Here is a 21,947-nt window from a genome sequence, read left to right as displayed (position 1 = left end):
ATTACTTTTACAAAAATGACAATAATTTCTCGTAACGAAGATCTCGAAATTCTTCTCACGGTAGTTGATAGTGGCAGCTTTTCTTCCGCAGCGCGGATTCTGGATATCCAAGTGGCGAAAGTGTCTCGTGCCGTCAGTCGCCTTGAAAAAGAATTGGATAGCACCTTACTTCACCGTACAACACGACGACTTGAATTAACGGAAGAGGGGCGACAGTTCACCCAGCAAGTACGTCTAGGTTTGCAACAACTTGCTGCTGCTGAAGAGGAATTAAAGGTACTAAAAGGCATTCCTGCGGGACGCTTAAGAGTTGATGCGGCAACACCTTTTATCCTGCATCAACTAGTCCCCCATGTGGCAGGCTTTCGCGAACGTTATCCGCAGGTAGAGCTGGAATTGGTGGCAAATGAAAACATCATTGATTTGATTGAGCGCCGCACGGATTTGGCATTTAGGATCGGTTCACTTAAGGATTCAAATTTGCATGCACGATACTTTGGTAAAAGCCCTTTGCATGTTGTTGCATCACCAGAGTATCTTAATCGCTATAGTGCTCCACGAGTACCAGAAGACTTACTAAAACATCAGGTGTTGGGGTTTACCGATGCGCCCCATTTGAATCGTTGGCCGCTTTCTTCCTCAGTGACTCTTCGCCCCACTTTGCATTGCAGTAGTGGTGAAACCATGCGCCAACTATGCCTTGCAGGACAAGGTTTTGCGTTGTTATCTGAATTTATGATTATGCAAGATTTAAAAAGTGGCCGTCTCATCAAAGTATTGGAACAAGACACAGTTAGCCCGAATGAAAGGGAGCCCGTGCATGCGGTGTATTATCGCAATACCACACTTGCCAGCCGGATAACGGCATTTCTGGATTATATGTCTGATCGGATTTGCCTCAGCTTTACCGATGCACAATGATGCCTATTAAGAAAGCTTGGCTCTAAAAGGTTGTAATCCTTGCAAGCAGCCGAGACAATGCTCAACAGCTAACGGATCGATAAGGAAGAGAATATGAAAGGTGTGGTCGTTAAAACCATGGGCGCGTTATTATTAATGTCATTGGCTGGCTGTCAAACAGCCTACTATGGCGCCATGGAAAAGATCGGTATTGATAAACGAGACATTTTGGTAGATCGAGTTGAAGATGTCCGAGATAGTCAGAAAGACAGTCAAGAGGAGTTTCAAACAGCTTACCAGCGTTTGGTAGTGTTGACCGATTTTGATGGTGGCGATTACGAAGATATCTACAATGATCTGAATGACGACTATCAAAGCAGCAAAGCCGCGGCGGAGCGTGTATCAAAAAAAATTGAGAACGTAGAAGACGTTGCTAACGATTTATTTGATGAGTGGGAAGATGAGCTGGACCAGTATACAAACAGCAAACTACGCCGAGCGAGTGAACAAAAGTTGAATGCCACTAAGCGCCAGTTCAGCCAAATGCTTCGCAGTATGCATCAAGCGGAATCTAAGATGGCGCCCGTTTTGGCGACACTAAATGATAATGTGTTGTACCTTAAGCATAATTTAAACGCCGCGGCGGTAAGCGCCATTAAAGGTGAGTTCGCAAGCTTAAGGACTGATATTTCAGGTTTGATTAATGAGATGAGCGAAGCCATTAAAGAATCGGATGAGTTCATTGCAACCCTGCAGCAATAACTCGTTTTACTTTTAGCGCTTCTAATAAAGCCCCTATATGGGGCTTTATTTGTCTCTGTGAACTCAATTTTTTACGCAAGATACGTTAGAATGGCGACGAATTTTTAATGGGTGAAATAAGACGTGGTAGAACAAGCGCAATTCTCTAAGGCATTGCTCCATCCCAGACATTGGGGACTTTGGTTTGGTATCGGTTTAGGTCGTCTGGTGTCCATGTTGCCGCTACCATGGCAGATGGGACTGGGTAAACTTATCGGTCGTCTGATCATGAAATACTCTAAAAGTCGAGTCAGAACGGCAAAGCGTAATCTAGAGCTATGTTTCCCAGATGCAAGTTCAGAAGAGCGCCACGATTTATTAGTCCGTAATTTCGAAGAAACGGGCAAAGCCATTTTTGATACGATCTGTGGCTGGTGGTGGTCTGATGAGCGTGTACAACGCCATATGACCATCAAAGGCCAAGAGCATGTTCAGAGTACGTTGGACAATGGGCAAGGCGTCATCTTGTTTGCGGTGCATTGTTTACCGCTGGAAATGGGAGCGCGTATCTTTGGTCAGTTTAATCCTGGTGTTGGGGTGTACCGTCCGCACAACAATCCAGTGATGGAATATCTACAAGTTAAAGGCCGTTTGCGTTCGAACAAAGCTTTGATCCCGAAAAAAGACATGCGACAAATGGTGCGAAGCTTACGCGCGCCAGACGTAATTTGGTACACCGCTGACCAAGACTTCGGTCGTTCAAGTGCTGTGTTTATCCCGTTCTTTGCTGTGCCTGATGCGGCGACTATTACCGGCGGTACAACATTGGCGAAACTCGGGAAGGCGAAAGTGCTGCCATTCTTTGTGGAGCGTAACGCTGGCGACAAAGGCTACAATATAGAGATTGGCGCGCCATTAGAGAATTTCCCCGGTGAAAACGAAACTGTAGACGCTATCCGCGGCAATCAAATTATTGAAGAGTTAATCAGCCGTAATAAAGCGCAATACATGTGGCTGCATCGCCGCTTTAAAACTCGCCCTAATGAAGACGATCCTTCGGTTTACTAGTGAATAAATGAAAAAAGAGTGCTGAGAGCACTCTTTTTCGTTTTAACTATCTGGTTTACGCAATTTGTTCACTGATCAGTATTTCCTCGTTTGCCAGCTCACTTTTCAAGTAACTTTCTAAACGAGCACATTGCTCTGTCGTGAATTCCAGTCCGAGTTTAGAACGACGCCATAAGATGTCTTCGGCTGTTCTTGCCCACTCATGCTCAATTAGATAGTCGACTTCTTTTTGATAGAGGTCTTGGCCAAAGCACTCGCCCAAATCATTCACTGAAGTGGCTTCACCCAACAGAACATAGGTTTGAGTACCGTAGCTTCCAGTAAAGCGCTTTGCCTGAGCTTGAGTAAGGAATGGAAACTCTTGTAGCAGCTTCTGTGCGAAGGCCTGATGGTCATTGCTCATATCACCACCAGGGAGTGGGTGTGCATGGGTCCACTCTTTGCCCATATTAGGGTAATACTCTTTTAGATCTTTCATTGCTGATAACGCCAGTTGACGATAAGTCGTGATCTTGCCGCCAAAGATGCTTAACAATGGTGCTTTTCCGTGATCATCTTCCACGTGAAGCGTGTAGTCGCGAGTCACCGCTGAGGCATTAGACGACTCATCGTTAAGAAGTGGGCGGACCCCTGAGTAAGTCCAAACGATGTCCTGTTTAGACAGCTGAGTTTTAAAATGCTGGTTGGCCACATCAAGAATGTAATCCGTTTCGGCATCGCTAATGGCCACATCTTTCGGATCGCCACGGTATTCTTCATCCGTTGTGCCGATCAATGTGTATTGATCACGATAGGGGATGGCAAACACGATACGCTTGTCAGCGTTTTGCATGATAAAAGAATTACTTTGCTCAAACAGCTTCGGCACAACAATGTGGCTGCCTTTGATCATACGAATACTGTAGGGTGCCTTACGCTCTAGCTTCGATTCAATAAAGCTCGAAACCCAAGGACCTGCCGCATTGACCATGCCATCCGCTGTAAAACGTTGACTTTCGCCCGTTTCGGTATGAACTACGTCGATTACCCAAACACCGTTTTCACGCTTAGCCGACTCACAACGGGTGCGAGTCATGATCAGGGCGCCGTGTTCTCTAGCACTCATGGCGTTCGCAACGACTAAGCGTGCATCATCAACCCAACAGTCTGAGTATTCAAAACCATGAGAAATGTCCTGTTTAAGAGGGCTGTCAGCGCCATACTTTACGCCTTTTGAGCCAGGTAACATTTCGCGCTTACCAATATGATCATAAAGGAAAAGACCAAGGCGGATTAACCAAGCAGGACGAAGGTGCGGACGGTGAGGCATTTGAAAGCGCATGGGAGTTACCAGATGAGGCGCATTCTTTAGCAATACTTCACGCTCGCTTAATGCTTCACGCACCAAACGAAATTCATAATGCTCTAGATACCTTAAACCACCGTGAATCAGCTTGCTGCTAGACGAAGACGTAGCGTTGGCTAAATCGTTCATTTCACACAGCGCTACCGATAAGCCTCTGCCTGCTGCATCAGCTGCTATGCCTGCACCATTGATGCCGCCACCGACAATGAAAAGATCAACGTGTCTGTGGGTCATGCCCTGTCCCTCTCGAATACATTTATAAGTTTGAATATGAACTTTTATTTTCGAAAATGAAAATTAATGTTCGAATACTAGAACTAGATGTTCGCTTTGGCAAGCTGATTGATTAAAAAATTATCAAACAAATGTGACAGTTATTGAGTGTTAAGCTTTGAGAGGGAGGAGAAGTGTTAAGAATGGAAAAGGCTTGTGACAGAGTAAGAAAGCGTGAACTGTGTCAGGATTACTCACACAGTTCAAATTTTACCGAGTGTTCTTTTAGTAAGGCTTTAATCGATTTTGGGGGTTCTGCATCACTGAATAAGCGATCTACTTGGGTGATATTGCCTAAGCGCACCATGGCACTACGGCCAAATTTCGCATGGTCGGCGGCCAGAAAGACTTCCCGTGAGTTGGAGATAATACTCTGTGCGACACGTACCTCTTGGTAATCGTAATCTAATAGAGAGCCATCTTCTTGATCAATGGCACTGATACCGATAATGCCGTAATCCACGCGAAACTGATTTATGAAATCTACCGTGGCTTCACCAATGATACCGCCGTCTCGGCTACGAACCGTCCCCCCAGCAACAATAACGTTGAAGTCTTCTTTGGTACGCAGGATCGATGCAACATTGATGTTATTGGTAATGATCTTTAGGTTATGGTGCTGCAGTAATGCGCGAGCCACTTCTTCGGTTGTGGTGCCGATATTAATAAACAAAGATGCGCCGTTTGGGATCTCTTTGGCGATGTGCTTAGCGATCTGTTTCTTAGCATCGAGCTGTAATGCTTGGCGTGTGCTGTAATCTACATTCGTTGTAGAAGACTCGCAGCTAGCACCACCATGATGGCGACGAATGATGTTTTGGTCGGCCAGCGTATTGATGTCACGACGAATGGTTTGAGGGGTCACATTAAACTGCGCAGCCAACTCTTCGATAGAGACGTAACCCTTTTCGCGAACGACTTTAATAATCTGATCTTGGCGTGTCATCTGGCCCATGCCGACTCAAACTCCTCAATAGCTGCTTGCTAAAGCAAACGAATATGGTTTTAATACAGAATATTCGAATTTGAACATTTATGTTCGATTAACAAAAATAACAACGTATTCATTGCCATCCCATTGGATTGTGATGTTTTGAAAAACCAAGAGAGCTAAGTCATGAGCCAATATCTACTTGCTATCGACCAAGGAACGACCAGTAGCCGAGCGATTATATTTGATGCGAAAGGCGTGCGCGTGGGTCAGTCCCAACAAGAATTCCCTCAGCATTTTCCAAACGATGGCTGGGTGGAACACGACCCGAACGATCTATGGCAATCTACCCTTACGGTTTGTCAAAACGTGCTCAAGGATACAGGCATTGATGCGGATGCGATAGCCTCAATTGGTATTACCAACCAACGTGAAACGACCGTGCTGTGGGACACTGAGACGGGTGAGACAGTCTACAACGCGATTGTTTGGCAAGATCGCCGAACCAGCCAGTATTGTCAGTCTTTAGTCGATAAAGATTACAGCGAATTGGTGCAATCCAAAACAGGCTTGCTCATCGATCCTTACTTTTCTGCGACCAAGATTCGTTGGATTCTAGAAAATGTTGAAGGCGTGAAAGAGCGAGCAAAACTCGGTCACATTGCCTTTGGTACGGTTGACAGCTACTTACTCTGGAAGCTTACAAATGGTCGTTATCATCGAACAGATGCGACTAATGCCGCCCGTACCATGGCGTTTAATATCCACACGCAAAAATGGGACGAAGAGTTAATCGAACTACTCGAAATCGGCGATGTTATCTTCCCACAAGTGATGGACTCAAGTGATGATTTCGGCACCATTGATGCCCAGTGGTTGGGAGCTGAAATCCCTGTAAACGGCATTGCTGGTGATCAGCAGGCAGCATTAGTGGGTCAAGCTTGCTTTTCCCCAGGCATGGTGAAAAGCACCTATGGCACAGGCTGCTTTATGATCCTGAATACGGGCGATCAGCCGCTTAAATCAGAACATAAAATGCTCACCACCGTAGGCTATCGAATTAACGGGAAAGTCACCTACGCCCTAGAAGGCAGTATCTTTGTGGCTGGGGCAGCCATCCAATGGCTCCGTGATGGTTTGAAACTGTTTGATGATGCAGCTGAAACGCAAAGCCTTGCGGAGCGAGCTTTAAATGCAGATACCGTCTACTTAGTGCCTGCCTTTACTGGATTAGGTGCGCCGTACTGGGACCCTGATGCCCGTGGTGCCATGATCGGCCTAACTCGTGATACCAGTGTGTCGGATATCGTCAGCGCAGGGCTGCGTTCCGTGTGTTACCAGACTAAAGACCTTGTTGATGCTATGGCGCAGGATGGCGCTCAGTTTAGTACACTTCGAGTCGATGGTGGCATGGTAGTGAACAACCTTGTCGTGCAGTTCTTAAGCGATGTATTAGGTATCACCGTAGAACGCCCACAGGTGACGGAAACTACGGCACTAGGTGTTGCTTTCCTAGCAGGACTTCGCGTGGGCATGTACGAATCTCTCGAACAAATCAGTGAACTGTGGCAATCAGAGCAACAGTTCAACCCAGAAATGGGGCAAGATAATCGCGAAAAGCTTTACTCCGGTTGGCTTGATGCGGTAAGCCGAGTGCGCTCAACACATTAAGAACAGGTTCACAGGCTTCGATATCTGCATGTGTCAGCAACTTATATAGATCATTGTCATGATAAAACCATAGTTTAGTAAAGTTGAATTCTTTAAAACTATGGTTTTGCATTAAATTTTTTCAATATAATTAACTAATTAAGGCTTTGGTGAAAGCAGTTCGACTCGTTGTACTTTAATTACTTACTTTTCGATTCACGATAATTTAGAAGATATTCCATAATTTATGAGTACAATGCATAGTAAATAGAAAAGCTATATTATGGTTAAAGAAAATAGCTTCACACATTCTCAAGGAGTAATGAGTGGTATCTAAAAATGGACTTAAAGATCTAGTAATTACTTTTGGTAGAAAGTGTTCGTTTTTCAATTTTAAAAAGAAGATAACTTGGTTCTATATTGCGTTCGCTGGGATAGTTTTCTTTGCTCCAACGGCTTTCAAAGAGAATTTTTATAACTGGTTGGTCGCTACTTTTGATCTAAATATAGCGACATATGCAGAGTTAGAAGCCAGCAATGCTGAGTACGTACTAGTTTTTGCTATTGTTGTAAAAGCACTTTTTTATAATATATTGGAGAAAAAGCAAGAGTCTAGGAAGGATGTAGTATGACGATTAATGCCCATGCACTGTGAGCCGAGTGCGTTCGGTTCAATAACGCTCGTTTAGCATCTCTGTAAGCTTGCTGAACGCTTAATCCTGTTCGGCAAGCTCAGAGGTAAGAAAACTAATAAACGCTCGAATGGTCGCTGGCACAAAGCGTGATTGGCTGTATTGAGCGTATATCGTGCCGTGATAGCTCCCTTGGAACGTCCAATCCTGCAGTAACGCCACTAACTCGCCTTTTGAAATGGCTTCATTTACCACGAATTCTGGAAAAATCGAGATCCCCAGCCCTTTCTGAACGGCAGCGAGACGAATCTCAGAGTGGTTGCTGGCAAACGCGCCTTTTGTCATGACCTGCTCTACAGTTTCATTGTTGGCAAAGTACCAACAGTGATCATCGTTTTTTTCACCTAAAGCGATGCAGGCATGTTGTTTTAAATCCTGCGGATGTTGTGGTTTGGGGTGTTGTTCAAGGTAGTCCCAAGTGGTGCAAAGTACTTGCTTAACGAATCCCACAGGCCTTGCCACTAGATGTTCACATGGGGATTCAGTCACCTGAAGCAATAGATCCACTTCCCCTGTCGCTGGGTCGACCATGTTATCCGAAGCCGTGAGCTGCACTTTTAACGCTGAGTGCTGCGCCATAAATTTAAAGATCAAAGGCGCGATGATGTGCTTACTTAATGCTTTCGGGGCCGCAATCCTTAGCAGACCATTCAACTCGTGTTTTTGACTTTCAATGCGAGCAATGGCGGCTTTTGCCGCGTCCATCATCGAAAGCGCTTGTTCGTATACATCCCGACCTATCGGTGTCAGAGCCAATGAACGAGTGGTGCGTTCTAATAATTTGCTGCTCAATTGATCTTCAAGCTTGGAAATAGCGCGACTAATGGAAGAGGGCGGCAGCTGTAGGCGTCGACCCGCTTCAGAAAGACTGCCTGCATCGACCACCGTTACAAATATGCCGAGTTCAGGCAGTAGCTTGAGTAGTTCATTTGTGTTCATAAGACAAAAGTCATTTGTTATTAGGTTGTATTATTGTCTAGAACGATACAATTTAGACTGTACCTCGTCAAAAGAAACAACGAGGTAAGATGATGACAACCCTAACAACTCATCCCTATCGGCCATTATTTGGCTGGACAGAATACATGCTGCTACTGGTCGCGATCTTTTGGGGGACCAGCTATGGATTAACAAAAGACGCGTTAATGTATGTTGGGATGTTTAGTTTTATTGGCATCCGCTTTGGCCTGACGTTCCTGATGCTTTTGCCTGTATTGGTTCGAGACTTTAAACAAGGCAAGAATCAGGATTGGTTACGCGCCCTGCCTACCGGTCTTGTTTTGTCAGGAATCTTTGTCTGTGAAGTGTCTGGCGTGCTGTACACCAGCGCTACGAATGCTGCAGTGCTGATCAGTTTGTCTATGATCCTAACGGCGCTTGCAGAAATGCTAATTAATCGTAGCCGTGTTTCAGGGGCTCTATGGCTAATGGGGATGTTAAGTTGTTTGGGAGTGTTGCTGCTGAGCTTGCATTCAGGTTTTAACCTCTCTTTCAATTTAGGAGATGGCTTGATTCTACTGGCAGCAGTAGGGCGTGCGATCATGGTGACGTTGACCAAACGCCTGACTCATAACCGTTCTATTACCATGTTGAGTTTAACTGCGATTCAGTCTCTGGCGGTGATGCTCATGGCCGTTATCGTTGGCTGGGGTTCAGGTGAGTCGATTGCTTGGTCGTCACTCAGTCAACCTGCTTTTTGGCTGATTACCTTGTATTTAGTGCTGATGTGTACGCTGTTTGCATTTTTTGCTCAAAACCTTGCGATCAGCCGTACTTCCCCAACGCGTGTCGCGCTACTGATGGGCAGTGAGCCGTTATTTGGTGCCTTATTTGCAATGTTGTGGCTAGGGGAGAGTCTTTCTTTAATCCAATGGCTCGGGGCCTTGTTAATCATTGCCAGTGTTATGCGAGTATCTACTAGCCGCTGAGTGGTTATCACGTTTAATAAAAAAGCTGGTAATACGACCAGCTTTATTACTTATAACAAATAATAGTGTTTAGCCTATCACTTCATCTTGAATACCGATCAACGTTGTGTCGCTGCTGTCGTTATATGCCAGTGTCAACGTCGCTGAGTTGTCTGATATTTCCCAACTAAAATCAATTTGCGAAATATCTTCAGAGGCGGCCGTCATTAGTTCAAGTTCCCCATCTCCATCACTATCTAGCTCTGAGGCAGAAACAGTAAACTCACCTCCAAAAAAATTGACTGTGACATCCAAATCGAAAACATTTTCAGGTATTGGAATATCAATAGTAATGGTTTCAAGAGCATTACCATCTTCATCGAATATGCCTGGACCTTCTATATCTAACAGAGCAGAACTGTTCAAACTGTTATTGATAAAATAAGACAAGACTTGACTTGATGATGCATTGCCATGAATCTCAGCCAGCATGCTGTGTGTGAGACCTAATTCAGCCGCCGTCTCTAAAATCAAAGATGGATTATCTAGATTTTTAAGTATGAAGTTATGCGCTTCTTCGACCGTGATATCGTATTGAGAGAGCTGGTCGATTACATTTTCTGACATGAGAAATATTCCTTTATTTGAGATGTGTTTAGAGAAATACCATCTAAAAACCAAATGGTTAGCGGTATTCCATTACCGAGGGTTAGAAACTAGTTCATATGTTATTGAATGTCTACCTTATAAATGTGGCAAAAAAAAGACCGGCGCGAAGCCGGTCTAACACTTAGAGGGTGATCTTTTGAACGTTATTCCCAAGAGCGCAGTAATTCGTCGTAATCGACGGTTTTGCCCTGAGGTTTTTCATTCGCAAGCTTCGCTTTTGGTGCACCTGGTTGATTCAGCCAGTAGGCTTCATCACGAGGCTCGTTTAGTTTTGGACCACAGTTCTCATGAACGCCAGCACGTTCTAGGCGCTGTAGTACTTTGTCTTGAGCTTCTGCCAGACCGTTAAGCGCCACTTGTGGTGTCGCTTCGCCAGATGCTGCTTGAGAAATGTACTGCCACCAAAGCTGAGCCAGTTTTGGGTAGTCCGGTACGTTAATACCTGTTGGTGACCACTGCTCACGAGCAGGCCCTTTGTAGAACTCAACCAAACCACCTAGGAATGGTGCCGCTTCTTGCATCTCTGGAGAGTTGATGTCCGATTCACGGATTGGTGTTAGGCCAACCAGTGTTTTCTTCAAAGAAACCGTTTTAGACGTCGTGAACTGAGCGTATAACCAAGCCGCTAGACGACGATCTTCAGGTGTTGAGTTCATGAATGTCCATGCGCCCACGTCTTGGTAACCCAGTTTCATGCCTTCTTCCCAGTAAGGTCCACGTGGAGAAGGGGCCATACGCCATTTTGGCGTGCCGTCTTCGTTCACCACTGGTAGACCTTTTTGTGTCATATCAGCTGTGAACGCGGTGTACCAGAAGATCTGCTGAGCCACGTTACCTTGTGCTGGCACTGGGCCGGCTTCAGAGAATGTCATGCCTTGTGCTTCTGGTGGCGCGTACTGACGCAACCAATCCACATATTTAGTTGTCGCGTAAACCGCTGCTGGACCGTTGGTCGCACCACCACGAGCTACGCTGGAACCGACAGGGTTACAGCCTTCAACACGAATACCCCATTCATCGACTGGTAAACCGTTTGGCAGGCCTTTGTCACCCGCACCTGCCATAGAGAACCAAGCATCCGTGAAACGCCAGCCCAGAGATGGGTCTTTTTTACCGTAGTCCATGTGACCGTAAACTTTTTGACCATCGATTTCGCCAACGTGCTTAGTAAAGAACTCTGCGATGTCTTCGTAAGCGGACCAGTTTACTGGCACACCTAGTTCGTAGCCGTAGATTTCTTTAAATTGTTTCTTAAGTTCTGGTCGTTGGTACCAGTCGTAGCGGAACCAGTATAGGTTCGCAAATTGTTGAGTAGGCAGTTGGTAGAGCTTACCGTCTGGACCAGATGTGAAGTTCAAGCCGATGAAGTCACCTAAATCAAGAGTAGGGGACTTAAGCTCGCTATGCTGCTCCATGATGTCTGAAATAGGTACGACTTTACCGTAACGGAAGTGAGTACCGATCAAATCAGAGTCGTTTACATAAGCGTCGTAGATGTTACGACCAGACTGCATTTGGGTTTGCAGTTTTTCGACCACATCCCCTTCTTGGATCAAGTCATGGTTCACCTTAATCCCTGTGATTTCAGCAAAGGCTTTAGCTAGAACTTGTGACTCGTATTTGTGAGTAGTTAGTGTTTCCGATGCGACGTTGATTTCCATACCGCGAAAACGTTTAGCTGCTTCAGTGAACCAAGCCATTTCTTTTAATTGCTCAGCTTCTGAAAGAGTCGATACCGTAAACTCACTATCTAGCCATTTTTGGGCGGCATCAGAGTATTGGTCTGCCCAAGCAGATCCTGAACCCAGTGCAACAGCCAATGGGATAGCAGCTAAAACGAATTTCTTTTTATTGTTGTACATGTTTTACCTCAATGATTAAAGATAGGTATTTCGCTTCCATGCAGGTTCTTCCTTGTACACTCTCACTTAACCCCAGCGCATCAGGAAGCACATCCAAAGCACGCAAAGGGCGGTTGCTACGTAAAGTGGAACATCACTTAACGCAACGAAACCTAGGTGAACAAAGGCACTACTCAGTAGGCCAATAAACAAACGATCGCCGCGTGTCGTTTCAATCGGCAAAAAGCCTTTACGTTCCACGCTTGGGTAGATCGCTTGCCAAGTCGTCATCGCGACGAGGATCAAAGCGATGCCAGCAAAAAATGCGGCAGTAGGTAAGGTCCAAGACATCCAAACCATTTTGAAGCTCCTTAAACTCGGCCTAGGGCGAAGCCCTTAGCAACATGATTTCGAACGAAGTAGATCACCAAAATACCTGGGACGATGGTCAGCACACCGGCGGCGGCGAGCAGCCCCCAGTCCATACCAGATGCGGACACGGTTCGCGTCATGATGGCGCCAATTGGCTTGGCATCCACAGAGGTCAATGTTCTTGCCAACAGCAGCTCTACCCAAGAGAACATAAAGCAGAAGAATGCCGTTACACCGATGCCGGAGCGAATCAGTGGCAAGAAGATCTTGACGAAGAATTTCGGGAACGAATAACCGTCGATGTAGGCAGTTTCATCGATCTCGCGTGGTACGCCACTCATAAAGCCTTCTAGGATCCAAACCGCTAGCGGCACGTTAAACAAACAGTGCGCTAACGCCACGGCAATGTGGGTATCAAACAGACCAACCGATGAATACAGTTGGAAGAATGGCAATAGGAAGACCGCCGGTGGTGCCATACGGTTAGACAGAAGCCAGAAGAACATGTGCTTATCGCCGACAAACTTGTAACGGCTGAAAGCGTAAGCTGCTGGCAGGGCAACCAATAAGCTGATCACCATGTTCATGGATACATAGATGATCGAGTTCACATAGCCCATGTACCAAGTTGGATCGCCAAAAATCTTGGCGTAGTTTTCCAGAGTGAAGTTCTCGGGAAAGAACGATAAACCACTCAAAATTTCCGTATTGGTTTTAAATGACATGTTCAGTAGCCAGTAAATTGGCATTAACAACAAAATCAAATACACCGTCATGCCGATGCGGCCACGCCACATCGCATTTCTTGCTTTGCGTTCAGCCAGACTGACCACAGGTGCTTGTGGCGCTTGGCTTGAGTAAGAACCCTCGGCAATTGTTTCTTCAGACGAGCGTTGTGACGTGATGCTGGATGAAGTCGACATACTCACCTCCTATTTGTCTTTTTGCATATGCATGATGGTGGTGTAGAACACCCAACACACCAGTAGGATGATTAAGAAGTACACCAGAGAGAAGGCAGCGGCAGGGCCTAGGTCAAACTGACCGATGGCTTGCTGTACCAAAGACTGGCTTAAGAAGGTTGTTGACGTTCCTGGACCACCACCGGTTAACACAAACGGCTCGGTGTAAATCATGAACGAATCCATAAAGCGCAACAGCACACCAATGATCAATACATTGGTTAACTTTGGTAGTTGGATGTAACGGAATACTGCCCAACGCGACGCTTTATCAATGCGTGCAGCTTGGTAATACACTTCTGGAATGGCGCGCAGGCCCGAGTAGCAAAGCAATGCTACCAAAGGTGTCCAGTGCCAAACGTCCATGAGCACCACGGTTAACCAAGCATGCATGGGTTCTGAGGCGTAGTTATAGTTGATGCCCAGTTCCGCCATCATTGCGCCAAAAAGACCAATGTCAGCACGGCCAAAGATCTGCCAAATTGTGCCGACTACGTTCCAAGGAATCAGCAGTGGGATCGCCACCAAAATCAGCGCTAGTGACGCGCCTTTGCCTTTGGTTGGCATCATCAATGCCACCATGATGCCGAGTGGAATCTCGATCGCTAGGATAGTGAAAGAGAAAATAAACTGGCGAATCAAGGCATCGTGCAAACGCTCATCCAACATGACTTGTTTGAACCATTCTGTGCCCACAAAGTAGCGCGTGTAAGGGTCAAAAATGTCTTGTACTGAGTAGTTCACCACCGTCATTAACGGAATGATGGCGGAGAAAGCAACGATCAAAAATACTGGCAGTACCAACCACCAAGCCTTGTTGTTTTCGACCTTAGTCATGGGGTACCTCCACTAAATAATCGTTGAGATAAATCTTGGTCCATTGCTCTGGGAAGCTGACAAAGGCTTTGCCTTCAGGCACTTTCTGGTCTTCGCTTAAGCGCGCTTTCATAGACACACCGGCAAAGGTAAAGGTAAGAATTTTGTAGGTGCCCAAGTCTTCAACAAAGTCCACATCTACTTTGAAAGCGTCTACATTTTGACCGTCCCAAACATGTACAAACTCAGGTCGAATCCCTACCGTTGCGGAGGTCGCGTTTTGCGCTTTCAGGGCAGCTAACAACTTCGGATCGATATTCAAAGTATGTTCACCAAAGATCAGCGCATCCTCGCCAACTTCAGCTTCAAGAAAGTTCATGCCCGGTGAGCCAATGAAGTAACCAACAAAGGTATGAGCAGGGTGCTCGAATAATTCACGAGGTGTACCGAACTGAACAATTTGGCCTTGGTACATCACCGCGATTTTGTCGGCAAAGGTAGAGGCCTCCAACTGATCGTGGGTCACATACACCATGGTGATATTGAACTGTTCGTGGATTTGCTTGAGCTTACGGCGCAGTTTCCATTTTAATTGCGGATCGATAACGGTCAGTGGTTCGTCGAACAGGATTGCCGACACGTCATCACGCACTAAGCCACGTCCCATGGAGACTTTTTGTTTCTGGTCGGCGGATAGGCCTTTAGCTTTGCGCTTTAACTGGTCGGAAAGCTCTAGGATCTCAGCCACTTCCAGTACCTTAGAGCGAATTTTATGCTCTGGTACGCCAATGTTGCGTAATGGAAAAGCTAAGTTGTCGTACACACTCATGGTGTCGTATACCACTGGGAATTGGAAAACCTGAGCAATGTTGCGCTCTTCTGGCTTCAACTCGTTAACGCGTTTGCCATCAAACAGCACTTCACCGTCAGACGGTTCCAGCAAGCCAGAGATGATGTTTAATAGCGTTGATTTGCCACAGCCTGATGGTCCCAATAGGGCGTAAGCGCCGCCTTGGTGCCAAACGTGCTGCATTTGGCGAATGGCGTAATCTTCCGGTTTACTGGGCGCATCACTGTATGTGTGAGCCAAGGCATTTAAGGTAATTTCTGCCATGTTAGCGTCCTCCTAAACCAGCTGGTGCATGCACAAGGCGACCCGCTTCGTTAAAGGCGTACAGCTTGTGTGTTGGGAAATACACTTTGATCTGTTGATCAACGTGATACTCATGCACCCCCGAAAGGTGTAGTACCAAATCAAAGTGTGGGTTGTGCACGTGCAGGAAGGTTTCGCTGCCACTTATTTCGGCAAGGTCCACTCGTACAGGGAGTTCTAAATCGTCGTCTGAATGTGGCACTAGACCAATATGCGAAGCGCGCACACCAAAGCGGTAGTTGCCTGGTTCTAAAGGACGCAAGTCGCTGTTTAATTGGAAATGAACACTGTCATCAAAAGTCACCTCGGTATCGCTAACGCGACCTGGTACCACGTTGATCGGTGGCTCAGAAAACATTTCCGCAGTGATAATGTCTTTTGGACGGTGGTAAACCTCAGCGGTTTCACCAAATTGTAAAAGTTTGCCTTCGTGTAGTACCGCAGTGTTACCCGCTAAAGCCAATGCTTCGTTAGGTTCTGTGGTGGCGTAAACAGCAATGCAGTTACGAGCTTTAAACAAGGCGCGTAATTCTTGGCGAAGCTCTTCACGAAGTTTGTAATCTAGGTTCACCAGTGGCTCATCAAACAAAATAATTTGTGAGTCTTTGACCAGTGCACGAGCCATGGCGGTACGCTGCTGCTGACCACCAGATAGTTGCAGTGGTAAGCGGTCTAGATAAGGATCAATGCGCAGCATTTCAGCGGTTTCACGAACTCGACGATCAATTTCTTGGTCCGACATTTTCGCTAGGCGCAAAGGCGAGGCGATGTTTTCATACACCGTCATGTTGGGGTAGTTGATGAACTGTTGGTACACCATAGAGATGTTTCGCTCTCGAACCGGAACACCTGTTACATCAACATTGTTCATCATAATTTTGCCTGATGTTGGGCGGTCCAGCCCAGCCATTAGGCGCATCAGCGTTGTTTTACCGGAGAGTGTTCTTCCCAAAAGCACGTTAAATGAACCTGGCTCTAGGGACAGATTGACGTCGTCAATCCAAGTTTCTCCATCAACAACGCGAGACACATTACTCAGCGTCAGTGACATTGTAATTAACCCTTTTTTGTTGTTATGGCCGCCACAATGATGCGGTGTGTAGTCGGCACTGTGTTCAGCATCGCCTCAAGAGATTGGCTTGTCGCTTTTCGCAAATGCATAAACATGTCAGTGGTCAGAATAACAATACAAAGCCTGTGCCAAGATTGTGTAAGAAAAAGGTTTTTTCTATTAAGTCATTGAAATATATAGGTATAAATTAATTCCGAGTCGCTTTTTAGAAAATGTTCGTTTACGAAACAGAAGTGTTCACATCCGTAAAAAGTGTTCACTGAACAGTCTCTTTGAACACTATTGAACAATCCTTGGTAATTGAATTGACCTTGTGGTCAGAGCCAAGCAGAATAGCAGTTGGCTTGTCGCTCCTTTTTCAAATGGAGCACACAATGACGATAAAAAAAGAACAACAAGAATCGGATGACAGCAAGGCAATGCGAAGTCCCAACGTCAACTTAAATGACGAAGAACACAAACAACAGATCGAAGCCTCATGGTATCGGTGTGAACAGTTTGGTTTAGAGCATACCTCTGAACCGAATTTTGCCGCCCTGCCGAAAGGGGAGCTTAATGATTTACGCGATCAACACCGTAACTTATTAGAAACCACTGAGAATGAGATCATTCCCTATTACGAGAATATCCTCAGCAACTCTGCCTGTATTATTGTCTTAGCGGACCGGCAGGGGCATGTACTAAATACATGGGGGCAAAATCGCTTTGGGCGCGGTGAGTACCACGGTTTAGTCGAAGGTAACCAATGGACCGAACAGGGTGTGGGCACCAACGCTATCGGTACGGCGATTATCAGTGGTCGTGCCATTCAAGTTGGCCGTGATGAACACTACTTACGTGCCAATCGTTATATGGTGGGGTCAGCTTCACCGATTTATGATACGGGCAACGAACTATTGGGCGTCCTAGACATTTCCTCTGACGCGTATCTTCCTCAAGATCATACCCTTGGCATGGTTAAACTCATGTCTCTAAGTGTTGAAAATCGTTTGATCTTTGCGGCATTCCAGCAGAATCATTTTATTGTCAGCTTTAATACCAATCTCACCAGCCTCGACAGCCATTGGTCAGGATTATTGGTATTGGATGATCAAGGCACCATTGTCTCGGCTAACCGCCGTGCTGAAATCGTTTTGGCGCGGGACTTATCGCTGCTGAATATTTCGCAGATTTTTGACTGCGACATGCGCGAGATTAAAAACCAGCCGCTGCACATGCCCATGAAGCAACGAGCATTAGGGCGTTTTCAGTTTTATATGAAGGTGCTGCCACCTGTCACTCAAGTGATGAAGGTGCCTGACTATCGCACATCAGGTGGTTATGAAGCGCCGCCGCAGCAAATTGCGAAGCAAAGTATGCCGAGCAGCATCCCTGATAATGTGATTCCGTTAGATGAGCTAGAGCATGGCGACCCACAGGTGCAGCGCGTCGTAAAGCAAGCTCACAAAATCATGGAGAAAGACATTCCGATCTTAATCCATGGTGAAACGGGAGCGGGCAAAGAAATCTTTGTGCGCAGTTTGCACTATCACAGCTCCCGTCACAAAGAGATGTTAGTAGCCGTCAACTGTGCTGCCATTCCATCCGAGTTGGTGGAGTCTGAACTCTTTGGATATGAAAAAGGGGCCTTCACTGGCGCTCAAAACAAAGGCTCGATTGGTCTTATTAGACGCGCGCACAAAGGTACTTTATTCCTAGATGAAATCGGTGAAATGCCTGCCACGGTGCAATCCAGATTACTGCGAGTGCTACAGGAGCGTGTAGTCACGCCATTGGGCTCAACTGAAGTATACCCTGTCGATGTAAAGCTGATTTCAGCGACCAATCGTAATCTGAAAGACGAAGTGACAGAAGGGCGCTTTAGACAAGACTTGTATTATCGAATCTCAGGTTTAAATATTGAACTGCCTTCGCTGCGCCAGCGCCAAGACAAGCGTAAACTGATTTCCTATGTTCATGAACGTTTACGTTTGGAGGAACCAGGGCCAGCCCTGTCAGAAGAAATGTTGGCCCTGTTAGAAGGGCATCCCTGGCCAGGCAATATGCGTCAGTTAGTACATGTATTAAAAGTGGGCATGGCCATGGCAGATGGGGATGAGCTGGAAGATTGGCATTTACCAGACGATTTCTTCGACGATTTACAGAATTCTGTCAATGCAAATGCTACGCAACCAGAATCCGAATCATACGATACCTTAATACCTAAATTGCTTGAACAAACTCATGGTAACGTATCTCAAACAGCTAAACTCGCAGGAGTCAGCCGGAACACTGTTTATAAATATGCAAAAGAAAAGAATCTATAATAAAACGGTTATGTCTTAAGGAGAGAGTGATGATACGAGTAGTATATGAATGGCATGTCAGCCCAGAGCATCTATCAGAATTTTGTGATGCATGGCAGCAAACGACAGGTTTGGTCCGAGAGATGTACGCTGGTGCTCACGGGAGTGTGTTATTGCAGCATGAAAGTAAACTGAATCACTTACTCACCATTGCCCGTTGGAATACAGTGGAAGACTGGCGTAGCTTCTGGTCCAGTGATAACCCTCCTGAAATCCTGCGCATGAGCAAACTGGCAACCTTGGTTTCGGTCAATGTCTATGAAGAGCTTGGGAACTTTATCTCTAAGTAAAGACTCATAGGCATGTATTTGCAAAAGGAGACGAAGGAAATGACTGTCCGAGGGGTGCTGGGAATTTTGTTAATGGTCGGTCTCACGGGGTGCGCCGCCACCAACTCGACCAAACAGGTGTCATTGCCACTACAAAGTGCTTGGTTCAATAATGATATTGTCTATTATGTGACAACGGATGTTTCTGATCAGGACATGGCAAAAGAGATGGGCGCCAACTATGTGCCGCGCTTGCGTGATGCAATCCCAAATTACCCCAAACCGCCTCGTCAAAAGACGGTACTGGAGCGAGTTTATGGCTTTCCCAATGGTGAGCAGCGAAATATTTTCCCCTCGGCACCCACGCCAGTAGGCTATCAAAGCACTGATACCGCCTATTCGCCACTTTGGCTAATGTACTGGGTGAAATGGGTGAATCCTGATGATGCCTACGAACTCAAATCAGAAGAAGCATTACTAGATGCAGAAGCGAAAGGCCTAGTGAATATCGAACGGACGAACGTCGTAGTGAACTGTCCAATTGTGCCATCACCTTACGTAAGTCATTGATGATGTTAAGAGTTTAGAAAGGCGCTTGACTGCACAAGCGCCTTTAAGGACTTTATTTAAAAGAAATAGAGGCAAGAATGCGGCGTTCGCCTTCAAATGGTTGACGTGCATGTAAAACAGTATGGTTATTGATCCATAATACATCACCAGCTTGCCATTTAAAGTTTATGCACAGCTCATCCATGGCCTCAACGAGTTGTTCAAGTGCCATGGCATCCATTGGCTCCCCATCTGCTGTCGTGACCGCTTTTTCCCCTTGGTTGCGGGAATCATTCCAGCCTGTGAACACAGCAACAATAGAGTTAAAGAAAGTTTTTTGTTGAGTTTCATCATCGAAGCGAATACCTGGTAGTACGCGAGTTTCTGTGCGTACATCACCGTTTTCTAGCCACTCCCAATTCATGCCCACTTCGCGCATTTTTTCTTCTGCTTCCTCACGGGTTTTTACATGAAAAGTGTCTTTCCAAGAGCGACCAATGGCAGATGTGTTGTCCGTCAATTCAGGCATCACTCGTACATAGCGAACCCCTTGCTCTTCAACTTTTTTGGCGAAGTCAGGAGCGATTTCAAAGAATTTTTTGCAGATTTCGCCAGAATGAAGAATGGAGGTCGCGCCACCTTTGGCAGCACAGGTTTCACAATAAAAGAAGATGTAACCTGGAGGTGTTGGTACTTGCGCCATTTCGTGGTGAAACGGGATCTTTTCTGATGCTGGGGACTCATTAGCGGTCACGATACGTGAAGCCGTTACCTGTGCACGAGGGGCGGCGCCACCTACATAGGGCATGTTTTGGTAGTCTGTTTGGTCGAGCATCTTTTCGAACTCGTCGGAGTTTTCGACCGGGAAGCCCCGAAATAATACGGCACCGTGTTTGATCAACAGATCATGAAGTTCTGCTTTGTTGCCTTCTACCCATTTGAAAAAGTCCATCTTATTGCTTTGAACGTCCGAGTTGTGAGGCGTTACCAGCAATGGAAAATCCAACCCATTTACTTGTTTTTGTTCTTCTAGTTTGGAAATTACCACACTCATATTTACTCCCGATTTAGGTCATCGTGTTGTTAGGGATTCATTTATTGATGTGCATCAATAGTGAATGAATTTAATTAACTCTAATCACGTGAATCTAAAAAGTAAATCAATAGTGAATGAATTTTTCGTAAGAAACGCCTTACTTGATCATTAGCTATTGATTTACTTAGTTTTATTTTCTGTAATTAATTTACGCGAAAGCGTAGCCAGAGTCCGTTATTGTGACGGCTTGGCCAGTTTGTGCAGAGTGTTGAGCGGCTAAGCCTATCACGACAGCTTTCAAGCCATCTTCCACTGTCACGTCTACAGGAGCGTTTTCTGTGATGGCTTTGAAAAAGCCAAGGTGTTGGTAAAAAGTTGAGCCATTGTGATCACCAGCATCCAGTAAAGCTGGATCCACTGGGATGTCAGACTCGATTGGGCCTTTTGGATCACGTGGGCTAAGAACCACTTTCGGAATGGGAGCTGCGCCGAGCGTTTCAGTCGGCCAGAAGCGCCCTGGGCCTGGTACGAAGCACTCAAGTTTGGCTTTAGGGCCAATGGCACAGATTTCTTCCTGGTAGCGGGAGCCTTCTGCAAACATATTTAGATCAAGGCAAGCGCGCTGTCCGTCCTCAAAGTCCACCACGACAAACGCGTTATCGATGATATCTGGCATTTCACCGTCGTAGCGTTCTTCTAGATGGTTGCAATCTTGTCCTGTGGAAGCATATACGCGCTTCACTTCGCCCTGCATCAAAAGGCGCATTAGATCGAAAAAGTGGCAGCATTTTTCGACCAGTGTACCGCCGGTTTGACGATTGAAACGGTTCCAATCGTTTACTTTTTCAAGAAAAGGGAAACGGTGTTCGCGAATGTTCAACATCTTTAGGGCACCAATGTCGCCCTCTAAAAGCTGTTTGCGGAATTGAGCTACTGGTGGCATGTAGCGGTATTCCATAGCGACCCAAACCGGAGCGGGGTGCTTCGCTGCGGCATCACGGATTTTAGCTACTTGGGCGATATCACTGACCACCGGTTTTTCTACTAAGATCGGTAGGGTGGTGCGCTCAAATAGCTCTATCAGTTGCTCCGCGTGTTGATAGTTTGGCGTAGCGATGACCAGTGCTTCAAGACCAAGGTCGGCATTTAGCATATCATCCAGTGTGTCGAAAAATTGTGCGTCAGGCACTAGCTCTCTGCAACGGCTCTGCATAGCTTGATTGGGTTCGGTGATCGCGACGACTTGTGCGCCCTCGATCAAAGCCAAGTTTCTGAGGTGTTCTTGCCCCATCATTCCGCAACCTAGGATGCCATATCGAACGGAATTCCCCATTTTTCTAACCTCTTGTTTTTATT

General features: G+C 46.1%; 21 protein-coding genes. 9 read left to right on the top strand and 12 right to left on the bottom strand.

What is annotated here, in order from left to right:
• Positions 1–15 precede the first annotated feature (15 nt).
• The 3 genes from JHD44_RS07805 to JHD44_RS07795 all read left to right on the top strand — a co-directional run bounded on the left by JHD44_RS07805 (position 16) and on the right by JHD44_RS07795 (position 2,709).
• Positions 16–921 (top strand): LysR family transcriptional regulator, encoded by a 906-nt coding sequence (locus JHD44_RS07805; protein ID WP_233401890.1) that lies wholly within the window; start codon positions 16–18, stop codon positions 919–921.
• Between the two features lie 93 nt (positions 922–1,014).
• Entirely contained in the window at positions 1,015–1,662 is a 648-nt protein-coding gene (locus JHD44_RS07800; protein WP_199462191.1) for a DUF2959 domain-containing protein, read from the top strand.
• 123 nt (positions 1,663–1,785) lie between these two features.
• Complete coding sequence (locus tag JHD44_RS07795; protein WP_199462190.1) at positions 1,786–2,709, top strand: LpxL/LpxP family Kdo(2)-lipid IV(A) lauroyl/palmitoleoyl acyltransferase; 924 nt, start codon at positions 1,786–1,788, stop codon at positions 2,707–2,709.
• A 55-nt stretch (positions 2,710–2,764) separates the two neighbouring features.
• Here JHD44_RS07795 and glpD read toward each other — a convergent pair whose 3' ends face one another.
• A complete protein-coding gene (gene glpD, locus JHD44_RS07790) occupies positions 2,765–4,288 on the bottom strand; it encodes a glycerol-3-phosphate dehydrogenase (RefSeq protein ID WP_199462189.1) in 1,524 nt (507 codons plus the stop codon).
• A 229-nt stretch (positions 4,289–4,517) separates the two neighbouring features.
• Complete coding sequence (locus JHD44_RS07785; protein ID WP_199462188.1) at positions 4,518–5,282, bottom strand: DeoR/GlpR family transcriptional regulator; 765 nt, start codon at positions 5,280–5,282, stop codon at positions 4,518–4,520.
• Positions 5,283–5,444: 162 nt separating this feature from the next.
• On the opposite strand from JHD44_RS07785, the gene glpK reads away from it, so the two are divergent.
• Complete coding sequence (gene glpK / locus JHD44_RS07780; RefSeq protein WP_199462187.1) at positions 5,445–6,929, top strand: glycerol kinase GlpK; 1,485 nt, start codon at positions 5,445–5,447, stop codon at positions 6,927–6,929.
• A 305-nt stretch (positions 6,930–7,234) separates the two neighbouring features.
• Entirely contained in the window at positions 7,235–7,540 is a 306-nt protein-coding gene (locus JHD44_RS07775; protein WP_199462186.1) for a hypothetical protein, read from the top strand.
• A gap of 81 nt (positions 7,541–7,621) precedes the next feature.
• On the opposite strand, the gene JHD44_RS07770 is transcribed toward JHD44_RS07775, so the two are convergent.
• Complete coding sequence (locus tag JHD44_RS07770; protein WP_199462185.1) at positions 7,622–8,539, bottom strand: LysR family transcriptional regulator; 918 nt, start codon at positions 8,537–8,539, stop codon at positions 7,622–7,624.
• 89 nt (positions 8,540–8,628) lie between these two features.
• Here JHD44_RS07770 and JHD44_RS07765 point away from each other — a divergent pair, with 89 nt between their 5' ends.
• Complete coding sequence (locus tag JHD44_RS07765) at positions 8,629–9,528, top strand: DMT family transporter (protein ID WP_233401887.1); 900 nt, start codon at positions 8,629–8,631, stop codon at positions 9,526–9,528.
• A gap of 69 nt (positions 9,529–9,597) precedes the next feature.
• On the opposite strand, the gene JHD44_RS07760 is transcribed toward JHD44_RS07765, so the two are convergent.
• From JHD44_RS07760 to JHD44_RS07730, 7 genes are all read right to left on the bottom strand, one after another.
• On the bottom strand, positions 9,598–10,134 hold the full coding sequence (locus JHD44_RS07760; protein ID WP_199462184.1) for a hypothetical protein: 537 nt from the start codon (positions 10,132–10,134) through the stop codon (positions 9,598–9,600).
• A gap of 185 nt (positions 10,135–10,319) precedes the next feature.
• Positions 10,320–12,038: an ABC transporter substrate-binding protein gene (locus JHD44_RS07755; RefSeq protein WP_199462183.1), complete on the bottom strand. Its 1,719-nt coding sequence runs from the start codon at positions 12,036–12,038 to the stop codon at positions 10,320–10,322.
• Positions 12,039–12,104: 66 nt separating this feature from the next.
• Positions 12,105–12,377, bottom strand: coding sequence for a DUF2160 domain-containing protein (locus tag JHD44_RS07750; protein ID WP_199462182.1), 273 nt, complete (start codon positions 12,375–12,377; stop codon positions 12,105–12,107).
• 11 nt (positions 12,378–12,388) lie between these two features.
• A complete protein-coding gene (locus JHD44_RS07745) occupies positions 12,389–13,186 on the bottom strand; it encodes a carbohydrate ABC transporter permease (RefSeq protein ID WP_055463373.1) in 798 nt (265 codons plus the stop codon).
• 135 nt (positions 13,187–13,321) lie between these two features.
• Positions 13,322–14,188, bottom strand: a complete 867-nt coding sequence (locus tag JHD44_RS07740; RefSeq protein ID WP_133560249.1) for a carbohydrate ABC transporter permease — start codon at positions 14,186–14,188, stop codon at positions 13,322–13,324.
• Positions 14,181–15,281: an ABC transporter ATP-binding protein gene (locus tag JHD44_RS07735; RefSeq protein ID WP_133560248.1), complete on the bottom strand. Its 1,101-nt coding sequence runs from the start codon at positions 15,279–15,281 to the stop codon at positions 14,181–14,183. Before JHD44_RS07735 ends, JHD44_RS07740 begins: the two co-directional genes overlap by 8 nt.
• A 1-nt stretch (position 15,282) precedes the next feature.
• Entirely contained in the window at positions 15,283–16,371 is a 1,089-nt protein-coding gene (locus JHD44_RS07730; protein ID WP_133560247.1) for an ABC transporter ATP-binding protein, read from the bottom strand.
• Between the two features lie 395 nt (positions 16,372–16,766).
• On the opposite strand from JHD44_RS07730, the gene JHD44_RS07725 reads away from it, so the two are divergent.
• Genes JHD44_RS07725 through JHD44_RS07715 form a run of 3 tightly spaced genes read left to right on the top strand, consistent with a single transcriptional unit; the run spans position 16,767 to position 19,576 of the window.
• Positions 16,767–18,698 carry a sigma-54-dependent Fis family transcriptional regulator gene (locus JHD44_RS07725; RefSeq protein ID WP_199462181.1) on the top strand — a complete coding sequence of 644 codons (1,932 nt, stop codon included), beginning with the start codon at positions 16,767–16,769 and terminating at the stop codon, positions 18,696–18,698.
• A gap of 29 nt (positions 18,699–18,727) precedes the next feature.
• Positions 18,728–19,027, top strand: coding sequence for an antibiotic biosynthesis monooxygenase family protein (locus tag JHD44_RS07720; RefSeq protein ID WP_199462180.1), 300 nt, complete (start codon positions 18,728–18,730; stop codon positions 19,025–19,027).
• Positions 19,028–19,066: 39 nt separating this feature from the next.
• On the top strand, positions 19,067–19,576 hold the full coding sequence (locus JHD44_RS07715; protein WP_199462179.1) for a DUF7482 domain-containing protein: 510 nt from the start codon (positions 19,067–19,069) through the stop codon (positions 19,574–19,576).
• 52 nt (positions 19,577–19,628) lie between these two features.
• On the opposite strand, the gene JHD44_RS07710 is transcribed toward JHD44_RS07715, so the two are convergent.
• Entirely contained in the window at positions 19,629–20,609 is a 981-nt protein-coding gene (locus tag JHD44_RS07710) for a TauD/TfdA family dioxygenase (RefSeq protein ID WP_199462178.1), read from the bottom strand.
• Between the two features lie 190 nt (positions 20,610–20,799).
• Positions 20,800–21,924, bottom strand: a complete 1,125-nt coding sequence (locus tag JHD44_RS07705) for a Gfo/Idh/MocA family protein (RefSeq protein ID WP_199462177.1) — start codon at positions 21,922–21,924, stop codon at positions 20,800–20,802.
• Positions 21,925–21,947: the final 23 nt, after the last annotated feature.

The sequence above is a fragment of the Marinomonas ostreistagni genome, from assembly GCF_016461785.1.
Classification (GTDB): domain Bacteria; phylum Pseudomonadota; class Gammaproteobacteria; order Pseudomonadales; family Marinomonadaceae; genus Marinomonas; species Marinomonas ostreistagni_A.
The sequence above is the reverse complement of the archived record's forward strand: the minus strand, read 5'-3'. Positions and strand labels throughout refer to the sequence as shown.

Coding starts and splice junctions, on each gene's coding strand:
- glpD (WP_199462189.1), bottom strand. CDS start 4,288: ATGACCCACAGACACGTTGATCTTTTCATTGTCGGTGGCGGCATCAAT.
- JHD44_RS07735 (WP_133560248.1), bottom strand. CDS start 15,281: ATGGCAGAAATTACCTTAAATGCCTTGGCTCACACATACAGTGATGCG.
- JHD44_RS07750 (WP_199462182.1), bottom strand. CDS start 12,377: ATGGTTTGGATGTCTTGGACCTTACCTACTGCCGCATTTTTTGCTGGC.
- glpK (WP_199462187.1), top strand. CDS start 5,445: ATGAGCCAATATCTACTTGCTATCGACCAAGGAACGACCAGTAGCCGA.
- JHD44_RS07740 (WP_133560249.1), bottom strand. CDS start 14,188: ATGACTAAGGTCGAAAACAACAAGGCTTGGTGGTTGGTACTGCCAGTA.
- JHD44_RS07720 (WP_199462180.1), top strand. CDS start 18,728: ATGATACGAGTAGTATATGAATGGCATGTCAGCCCAGAGCATCTATCA.
- JHD44_RS07725 (WP_199462181.1), top strand. CDS start 16,767: ATGACGATAAAAAAAGAACAACAAGAATCGGATGACAGCAAGGCAATG.
- JHD44_RS07705 (WP_199462177.1), bottom strand. CDS start 21,924: ATGGGGAATTCCGTTCGATATGGCATCCTAGGTTGCGGAATGATGGGG.
- JHD44_RS07800 (WP_199462191.1), top strand. CDS start 1,015: ATGAAAGGTGTGGTCGTTAAAACCATGGGCGCGTTATTATTAATGTCA.
- JHD44_RS07805 (WP_233401890.1), top strand. CDS start 16: ATGACAATAATTTCTCGTAACGAAGATCTCGAAATTCTTCTCACGGTA.
- JHD44_RS07760 (WP_199462184.1), bottom strand. CDS start 10,134: ATGTCAGAAAATGTAATCGACCAGCTCTCTCAATACGATATCACGGTC.
- JHD44_RS07770 (WP_199462185.1), bottom strand. CDS start 8,539: ATGAACACAAATGAACTACTCAAGCTACTGCCTGAACTCGGCATATTT.
- JHD44_RS07715 (WP_199462179.1), top strand. CDS start 19,067: ATGACTGTCCGAGGGGTGCTGGGAATTTTGTTAATGGTCGGTCTCACG.
- JHD44_RS07730 (WP_133560247.1), bottom strand. CDS start 16,371: ATGTCACTGACGCTGAGTAATGTGTCTCGCGTTGTTGATGGAGAAACT.
- JHD44_RS07755 (WP_199462183.1), bottom strand. CDS start 12,038: ATGTACAACAATAAAAAGAAATTCGTTTTAGCTGCTATCCCATTGGCT.
- JHD44_RS07745 (WP_055463373.1), bottom strand. CDS start 13,186: ATGTGGCGTGGCCGCATCGGCATGACGGTGTATTTGATTTTGTTGTTA.
- JHD44_RS07710 (WP_199462178.1), bottom strand. CDS start 20,609: ATGAGTGTGGTAATTTCCAAACTAGAAGAACAAAAACAAGTAAATGGG.
- JHD44_RS07785 (WP_199462188.1), bottom strand. CDS start 5,282: ATGGGCCAGATGACACGCCAAGATCAGATTATTAAAGTCGTTCGCGAA.
- JHD44_RS07765 (WP_233401887.1), top strand. CDS start 8,629: ATGATGACAACCCTAACAACTCATCCCTATCGGCCATTATTTGGCTGG.